This window comes from Corallococcus sp. 4LFB (genome assembly GCF_046520365.1).
Taxonomy (GTDB): Bacteria; Myxococcota; Myxococcia; order Myxococcales; family Myxococcaceae; genus Corallococcus; species Corallococcus caeni.
Genome location: NZ_JBKGHJ010000422.1, coordinates 1 through 7,429 on the forward strand (window position 1 = coordinate 1; position 7,429 = coordinate 7,429).

Consider the following 7,429-nt stretch of genomic DNA (forward strand, 5'->3'; position numbering starts at 1 on the left):
CCCGGCTCGCGGGCGCCTTCGACTGCCGCGCCGCCGGAGAGCGCTACCTGTCAGGGCCCGGAGGCCAGCCGTTGCGCGTGCACGAGGTGGTGGCCCGCCAGGGCAGCCAGTCCGCGTCCTCCGCGGACGCCACCTCCGAACAGGTGGCCCCCGCCGTCCTGGAGGCGCCCGGGCCCGCGCCCCGGCCCGGCGCCTTCACGGCCAAGGGACCCACCTGAGCCCCGTCCTCCACCCCCCGCGGTCTTGAGCCCATGCGCCTCATCCTCAACCCAGGCCAGGTGGATGAACGGGTGGTGATGCTGCCGGAGGGCACCACCACCATCGGCCGCACCGAGGAGAACGGCATCCGCGTGCCGCACCCCAGCCTGTCGCGGCGCCACGCGCGGCTGGAGCGCGCGGGCGGGCGCGTGGTGCTGGTGGACCTGGACAGCAAGAACGGCAGCTTCGTGGGGCCGCACCGCGTCTCCCGCCAGGAGCTGGGCCACGGCCAGTCCTTCCGCTGCGGCGAGGTGTGGTTCCGGCTGGTGTCCCCGGACACGCCGCTGCCGGACGGCTGGGGCCCGCTGCGCACGCAGCCTTTGGAGACGCGCTTCTCCGGCGGGCCCATGGAGGCGCTGCTCGACACGCGCTCGCCGGACCGCACCCGCGACAAGCTCCAGGTGCTCCTCAAGGTGGGGCAGATTCTGTCCTCCCCGGGCCCGGTGGACGGGCTGCTGGAGCGCGTGCTGCAACTGGTGTTCCAAATCTGGGCGGTGGACCGGGCGTTGGTGCTGCTGGTGGACCGGGAGACCGGGGCGCTGGTGCCGCGCGTGGCCCGGGGCGCGCGGGGTGGGGCGCTGCCGGAGCGCTTCTTCAGCCAGCACATCGTGGACTACGTGCACTCGCGCGGCGTGGCGGCCCTCTTCACCGACGCGAAGGACGACGCGCGGCTCCAGGGCGCGGACTCCGTCTTCCGCCAGTCCATCCGCGCCTCGCTCTGCGTGCCCCTGCGCACGCGCGACACGGTGCTGGGCGTGCTGTACCTGGACAGCCTCACCCAGGGCGGCCTCTTCACCGACGAGGACCTGGAGTTCCTCACCGCCTTCGCCAACCAGGCCGCCATCGCCCTGGACCACGCGCACCTGGCGCGGCGGCTGGAGGAGGAGGCGGTGCTCAGAAACGCCTACCAGCGCTTCTTCCCGCCGGACGTCGTGCGCCAGCTCAAGGCGCTGCGGGGCGTGCCGCTGGAGGTGCGCGAGGCCAACGTCACCATCCTCTTCTCCGACATCACCGGCTTCACCGCCATGTCCTCGCGCCTCAAGCCCCGGCAGGTGGTGGACATGCTCAACGCGTACTTCCCGGTGATGGCGGACATCGTCTTCCGCCACGAGGGCACGCTGGAGAAGTACATCGGCGACGCGCTGATGGCCGTGTGGGGCGCCCCCTTCGCCCGGCCGGACGACGCGGACCGGGCCGTGCGCGCGGCCGTGGAGATGCAGCACGCCCTGGCCGCCCTCAACGCCCGCTGGCGGCAGGAGGGCGCGCCGGAGATTCAAGTCCACATCGGGCTCAACTCCGGCCCGGTGGCCGCGGGCAACATCGGCTCGGAGCGCTACCTCCAGTACGCCACCGTGGGAGACGCCACCAACGTGGCGGCCCGCGTGTGCGGCGTCGCGCGCCCGGGCGAGGTGCTGGTCACCGACGCCACGCGCGCCCTGCTGGACGCGGACGCCTTCGCGCTGGAGCCCCTGGCCCCGGTGACGGTGAAGGGCCGCGAGGAGCCCCTGGCCCTCTTCCGCGTGCGCGGCTGACGGCTACTCCGCGTCCTGTCCCAGCCGCTCCGGCTGGATGAGGACAATCTGTCCGCCCTCGAAGCTGAGCATCCCCTCGCGCACGTAGTAGCGCAGCCACTTGTTCACGCTCTCGCGGGTGACGCCGCACAGGTTGGCCAGCTCCGACTGCGTGAGCTTCGGGGTGATGGCCAGCCCTTCGGGGGACGGCTTGCCCTGCGTCTTCGCCAGCTCCAGCAGCACCCGCACCAGCCGGCTTCGCGCGTCCAGGAAGGCGGAGTCGTACACGAGCTGCGTCGTGCGCCGCACCAGCCGGCTCATGTTCGCCAGCAGCGCCAGGCCCACCTGCGGCCGCGTCTCCAGGTAGCGCCGGAAGTCCTCGCGCTGGAGCGTGAGCAGGTGCGCCTCCTCGCGCGCCATCGCGTCGGTGGAGCGCACCTCGCCATCCAGCAGCGACAGCTCCCCGAAGGCGTCCCCCCGGTCCAGCAGCGCCAGGGTGATTTCCCGCCCCTCGCTGGAGGACAGCCGGATGGCCACCTGTCCCCGCCGGATGATGAACAGCGCGGTGCCCACGTCCCCCCGGTGGAAGATGACCTCCCCCCGCGCGAAGCGCCGGGGCTGGAGGAGCGACGACATGTTCTCCAGGTCCTCCCGGCCGAGGCTCTCGAACATGGGGATTTCAGCCAGCAGCTGCGCGTAGGACATGAGGGGAACGCCATTCTGCCTGGAATCCCTGGATGCAGGTAGGGAAGCCTCCCATCCAGGTCCGGCGGACAAGTCCGGCAGGTGTGAACGCCTTCACAGACTGCCTGTGGGCCGCTTCACAGATCGAAACAGAGGGTCCCGGTACTGTTCCTTCATCGCAGCACGGGAAGCAGGGGGGCCCGCGCAGCGCGACACGGTGAGCCGGGGAGTCGGGGGACTTTCTAGCTCACCGCGGCATGCGCGGGAAATGAGGGGGACCGCAGGGGCTGGCACATAGAAGGGGGAAGCGCCGGGTTTCTGAGGGGGAACCCGGCGCGAATACGAGTGCCGGCTCCCGCTGGAGCCTCAAAGCAATGGACCCGGGCCTGGAGGCCCGCCGCTCCGGGGGGAGTGGCGGCCTTCAAGTCCGGGTTGTTTTATTTGGCCAGGGCCACCGCGGGCGTGAGCGTCAGCGTGGCCTCGCGGTGCTGCTCCACGGCCTGGCGCGTGTGGAGCATGGGGTGGAACTCCACCTTGCGGTTGAGCTCCACCAGGTCATCGCGGTGCTTGTGGAACAGGTGCTCCGTCTGCCCCGGCGCGTGGATGGACACGGAGCGGGACAGGTCCGCCAGGTCGACAATCATCCGCAGCGCGGTGCCGTGGACGACCTTGAAGGGGCGGCTCCAGAGGAACGACGCCCCGTCCACGGAGTAGTTGTCCCCGCGGGCCGGCACCGTGCGGCCGTTGAAGACGCGCCGGATGGGGCCGGGGATGGCGGGCCCGCCCAGCGGCTGGTGCGCGTAGGTGAGCTGGTGCACCTGGCCCCAGGCCCAGGCCTCCGGCTTCGGGCCGTACGTCTTCACCAGCCACGCGGTGGCCGCCGTCAGCGCCGCGCGGAGGATGTCGTCGCGCGTCTCCTTCTCCGGCGTCTTCGGGTCGTCCCACCAGTCGCTGTCCGGCTGGGACATCTGGCCAATGACGAAGGGCATGTGCAGGCTGCCGTGCCGCTCGTACTGGCCCATCAGGTACTCGGACACCAGCGCGGGCTCCAGCTTGTGCTGGAGCAGCTTGCGCAGCACCTCGATGTACCAGGCCTGGAACACGGTGGCGCCCACGGCGTCCGGCTCGAAGCGCAGGTCCCACGCCTTCAGCGCGTCCACCGCCTGGCGCTGGGTGTCGTCGGCGGGGAGCGCCGCCGCCAGGAAGTAGGGGCGCAGCGCCTCCGCGGGCAGCGAGTACGTCTCCGCCTGGATGTCCCGCATCGTCTGCACGCTGTGCTGCGTGCCCGCCTCCAGCAGGTCGGTGATGCGCTTGGCGCGGTAGCCGGGGAACCAGTTGTGCGCGATGAGGTGCGGGTAGTCGTCGGAGGTAATCTTGTTGTTCGCCGTGGCCGCGTAGCCCGCGGGCGGGTTGAAGGACGCGGGCAGCTCCTCGAAGGGGATGAAGCCCGTCCACTCGGCTTCGCCCGTCCAGCCCGGCATGGGGAGGAGGCCCTGGTGTCCCTGGCGGATGGGAATCTTCCCCGTGGCCTGGTAGCCGATGTTGCCCGCCGTGTCCGCGTACACGAAGTTCTGGCCCGGTCCCTCCCAGGCCTTCATCGCGCCGCGGAAGGACTCCCAGTCCTGCGCCAGGTTGAGCTTCAGCACGGCGTTGATGAGCGGCTGGCATTCCCGGTGCGCCCACTTGAGGGCCAGGGGCTCGCTGTCCTTCATCTCGTCCGACATCACCTTGTTCATCAGCGGGCCGTGCCGGGTGCTCTTCACCTCCACCACCACGGGGGCGCCGCCCTTGACCTCGATCTCCTCGCGGCGCACGTGCAGGTCGTGCCAGGTGCCCTGGTAGAGGTACTGCTTGGGCGCCTTCGGGTCGTCCAGCTTCTCGATGTAGAAGTCCTGGGTGTCCGGCCCCAGGTTGGACATGCCCCAGGCCACCTTCCCGTTGTGGCCGACGATGAGCATGGGCACGCCGGGCAGGGAGAAGCCCACGTGCTGGAAGCGGCCGCCGTGCAGGCCGTTCTCGTACCAGGTGGAGGGCATGCCCAGCGGGATGTGCACGTCGTTGGCGAGCAGCGGCTGGCCGCTCTTCGTGCGCTGGCCGTGCACCACCCAGTTGTTGCTGCCGGAGACGATGTTCGGGTCGCCCATCACCGCGTCCACGCTGTCCAGGCCGGACATCGTCTTCACGGACTGGAGGCCCGGCAGGCGCGCCTCCTTCGGGACGATGAGCGGCGTCTCCGGCGCGTTCTGCGGCAGGAGCGCGTTGGCCACCTCCTCGCCCACGGCGGCCACCAGCCGGGCGCGGAACAGCTCGATGCGGTGGTTGCCGCCCAGCATCATCGCCAGCAGGTTGCCGCGCGCGAGCGAGTCCACGGGCGTCCACGGCGCGGGCTCCGCGCCCATGACGGTGAACTCGTAGGGCAGCGGCTCCGCGGCGATGCGCGCGTTGATGCCCGCGCTGTAGGCCTCCAGGATGGCGCGCGCCTCCGGGGACACCTGCTCCCAGGTGCGCTCGGCCAGGTGGCGCAGGCCCACGGTGCGCAGGAACTCGTCCGCGGACACCAGCATGGGGCCCAGCAGGCTCGCGAGCCGGCCGTCCACCAGCCGGCGGCCCATCTCCATCTGCCACATCCGGTCCTGCCCGTGCACGTAGCCCTGGGCGAAGAACAGGTCGTGCTCGTCCTGGGCGAAGAGGTGCGGCACGCCCCACGTGTCGCGCAGCACCTCCACCTTGCCGTGCAGGCCGGGCAGCGTGAGGACCCCTTCCGTGCGCGGCCAGCGGCGGCGGGCAAGCCACGGCCCCACGCCCGGGGCGGCCACGGCCATGGCGGACGGCAACATGCGCAGCATGCGCAGGACTGGGAGAAGGCACTCATGACGCGGAGGCGTCCAGCGGTAGGGGCGGTGGGCGGGGGGGCGGCGGCGGTGTCCGGGGAGGAGGCCGCGTCAGGCAGGGCGTCCGGCAGCTCGCGGTCCAGGTTGCGCAGGCGCGGGTTGGTCCACGCGAACGCGACGTTCGTGAGCGTCATCAGCCCCAGGACGATGAAGATGACGGCGATGCCGCGCCCCGGGCCCACGCCCAGCAGGCGCCCATGGTGCTGGCGAGCGCGCCGCCCGGGGCCATGGCCGGCTCGAAGAGGTCGTCCGCGAGCGGCCCCGCGATGAGGCTGGCGACCGGCGACATGCACAGGGTGACCATCCGCTTCACGGCCGCGGCGCGGCCCTGGAGGTCCGCCGGAATCTTGCGCTGCCAGATGGACTGGCTGCTCGCCACCATGGGCGGCATGGTGAACAGGTAGAGCGCGGCGGCGGTGGCCACCAGCGGCACGCTGGGCGACGGCGCGGCCATGAAGAGCACCAGGCCCGAGATGATCTGGAACCCCAGGATGCCGTGCAGCTGGTTCTTGGGGCCGCCCCACACGCCCATGCCCACGGCGCCCAGCAGCGCGCCCACGCCCGCCACCGACGCGATGATGCCCAGCGTGGAGATGTCCGTGAAGGCCAGCACCAGCGGGGTGATGAGCAGCACCACCAGGTCCATGCACAGCACGGCCACGACGGTGAAGCTCAAGAGCGCCACGAGCCCCTTGCGGCTGCTGATGAAGCTCCAGCCCTGCTTCATCTCCATGAGGATGGACCCCTTGCCCTGCTGGCCCTCCGCGGAGACCGGGGGACGCGGGAAGCGGACCATCAGCAGGGTGATGATGGCGATGGTGAAGCTGCAGACGTCCACCGACAGCACGCCCACCAGGCCCACGCTGTCGATGAGCCCTCCGGCGATGATGGGGGAGAGGATCTGGCTGGCGCCGCTGGCCACCTCCGCCATGGCGTTGGCGCGGCCCAGGTGCTGCTTGGGCACCAGCAGCGTCACCGTGGCGAAGAAGGCCGGCCAGCGGAAGGCGCCGAAGCACGCGCCGAAGGACACGGGCAGGTAGAAGTGCCAGGCCTGGAGCTTGAAGAGGCCCCTGCTGTCCGCCAGCACCATGCCGAAGATGATGAGCGTGCTGAGGCCGTTGCCCATGTCCGCCAGCAGCATGGCGCGGCGGCGGTCCCACCGGTCGATGAGCGTCCCGGCCAGCGGGGCCAGGACGACCATGGGCGCGAACGCGAAGAAGGACAGCAGCGCGAACTGCGTGGTGGAGCGCGTGTCCAGGAAGACCTTCGCGCCCACGCCGAAGGCCGTGAGGCCCGAGCCCAGGATCGAGATGAGCTGACCGAACCAGGTGATCCAGAAGACCCGCATGGGCTGGGTGACGGTCAGGCGTTGCGCGAGGCTCATTCCACGTCTCTTTCTCCTGGGGGGCAGGAGGGTCAAGGGCCCGCGCACGGTACTACGGGAGTGCGCGCGGGCCCGGCGTTCCTGGGGGATTTCAGCCCTGCTCCAGCTCCGCGAGCATGGCTTCCAGGGCTTCCGGGTCGAGCTGGCTGGCGCTCGCCTCCACGATGGCCACCGTCATCACCTCCACGGTGGGGGACTCGAAGAGGGCGCGCATGGACAGCTGACCTGGAAGGCCTCGCGGATGCGCGACAGGAGCTGCACGCCCAGCAGCGAGTGGCCGCCCAGCTCGAAGAAGTTGTCGGTGATGCCCACCGACTCCACGCCCAGCAGGTCCTGCCAGAGCGCGGCGACCTTCTCCTCGGTCTCGTCGCGCGGGGCGACGAAGGCGTTGGCCAGCGGGGGGCGCGTGTGCCTGCCGCTGGCGCTTCCTCCCGTGCGCGCGGTGGAGGCGCCGTCGCGCGCCACCTGGAGCCGCGCCTCCAGCGAGCCACGGGACGCGAAGGAAGCGTGCCGCCGGCGGGCTGGTCGAGGAGCGCGCGCAGGAGGCGGAAGCCCTCGGAGGGGGAGATGACGGCGTCGGGGCGGAAGCCCTCGCCCACGCCCCACACGTCCCAGTCCACGGCGTACCAGCGGGTGCCCCCCAGCGGGCCTGCCGGGCCGCGAGCGCGTCCATGCCGGCGTGCGCCGCCGCCACCGCGCTG

Annotated in this window: 6 protein-coding genes and 1 pseudogene; 2 read left to right on the forward strand and 5 right to left on the reverse strand. The window is 71.4% G+C overall.

The window, feature by feature from the left end:
• Both ACLEQD_RS32635 and ACLEQD_RS32640 read left to right on the forward strand, forming a co-directional pair.
• Nucleotides 1-218 (forward strand): annotated as a pseudogene (locus tag ACLEQD_RS32635) (protein kinase); the annotation flags it as partial.
• A 33-nt stretch (nt 219-251) separates the two neighbouring features.
• Nucleotides 252-1,790 carry an adenylate/guanylate cyclase domain-containing protein gene (locus ACLEQD_RS32640; RefSeq protein WP_410389397.1) on the forward strand — a complete coding sequence of 513 codons (1,539 nt, stop codon included), beginning with the start codon at nt 252-254 and terminating at the stop codon, nt 1,788-1,790.
• Nucleotides 1,791-1,793: 3 nt separating this feature from the next.
• On the opposite strand, the gene ACLEQD_RS32645 is transcribed toward ACLEQD_RS32640, so the two are convergent.
• From ACLEQD_RS32645 to ACLEQD_RS32665, 5 genes are all read right to left on the reverse strand, one after another.
• Nucleotides 1,794-2,474: a Crp/Fnr family transcriptional regulator gene (locus tag ACLEQD_RS32645; protein WP_410389398.1), complete on the reverse strand. Its 681-nt coding sequence runs from the start codon at nt 2,472-2,474 to the stop codon at nt 1,794-1,796.
• A gap of 416 nt (nt 2,475-2,890) precedes the next feature.
• Nucleotides 2,891-5,299 carry a penicillin acylase family protein gene (locus tag ACLEQD_RS32650; protein WP_410389399.1) on the reverse strand — a complete coding sequence of 803 codons (2,409 nt, stop codon included), beginning with the start codon at nt 5,297-5,299 and terminating at the stop codon, nt 2,891-2,893.
• Between the two features lie 178 nt (nt 5,300-5,477).
• Complete coding sequence (locus ACLEQD_RS32655; RefSeq protein ID WP_410389400.1) at nt 5,478-6,728, reverse strand: MFS transporter; 1,251 nt, start codon at nt 6,726-6,728, stop codon at nt 5,478-5,480.
• Nucleotides 6,729-6,819: 91 nt separating this feature from the next.
• Entirely contained in the window at nt 6,820-6,942 is a 123-nt protein-coding gene (locus tag ACLEQD_RS32660; RefSeq protein WP_410389401.1) for a hypothetical protein, read from the reverse strand.
• A complete protein-coding gene (locus tag ACLEQD_RS32665) occupies nt 6,906-7,193 on the reverse strand; it encodes a phosphopantetheine-binding protein (protein ID WP_410389402.1) in 288 nt (95 codons plus the stop codon). Before ACLEQD_RS32665 ends, ACLEQD_RS32660 begins: the two co-directional genes overlap by 37 nt.
• Between the last annotated feature and the right edge of the window lie 236 nt (nt 7,194-7,429).

Bases quoted from the DNA above. Each gene is read 5' to 3' on its own strand.
- ACLEQD_RS32640 (WP_410389397.1), top strand. From the start codon at position 252: ATGCGCCTCATCCTCAACCCAGGCCAGGTGGATGAACGGGTGGTGATG.
- ACLEQD_RS32650 (WP_410389399.1), bottom strand. From the start codon at position 5,299: ATGCTGCGCATGTTGCCGTCCGCCATGGCCGTGGCCGCCCCGGGCGTG.
- ACLEQD_RS32655 (WP_410389400.1), bottom strand. From the start codon at position 6,728: ATGAGCCTCGCGCAACGCCTGACCGTCACCCAGCCCATGCGGGTCTTC.
- ACLEQD_RS32660 (WP_410389401.1), bottom strand. From the start codon at position 6,942: ATGCGCGCCCTCTTCGAGTCCCCCACCGTGGAGGTGATGACGGTGGCC.
- ACLEQD_RS32645 (WP_410389398.1), bottom strand. From the start codon at position 2,474: ATGTCCTACGCGCAGCTGCTGGCTGAAATCCCCATGTTCGAGAGCCTC.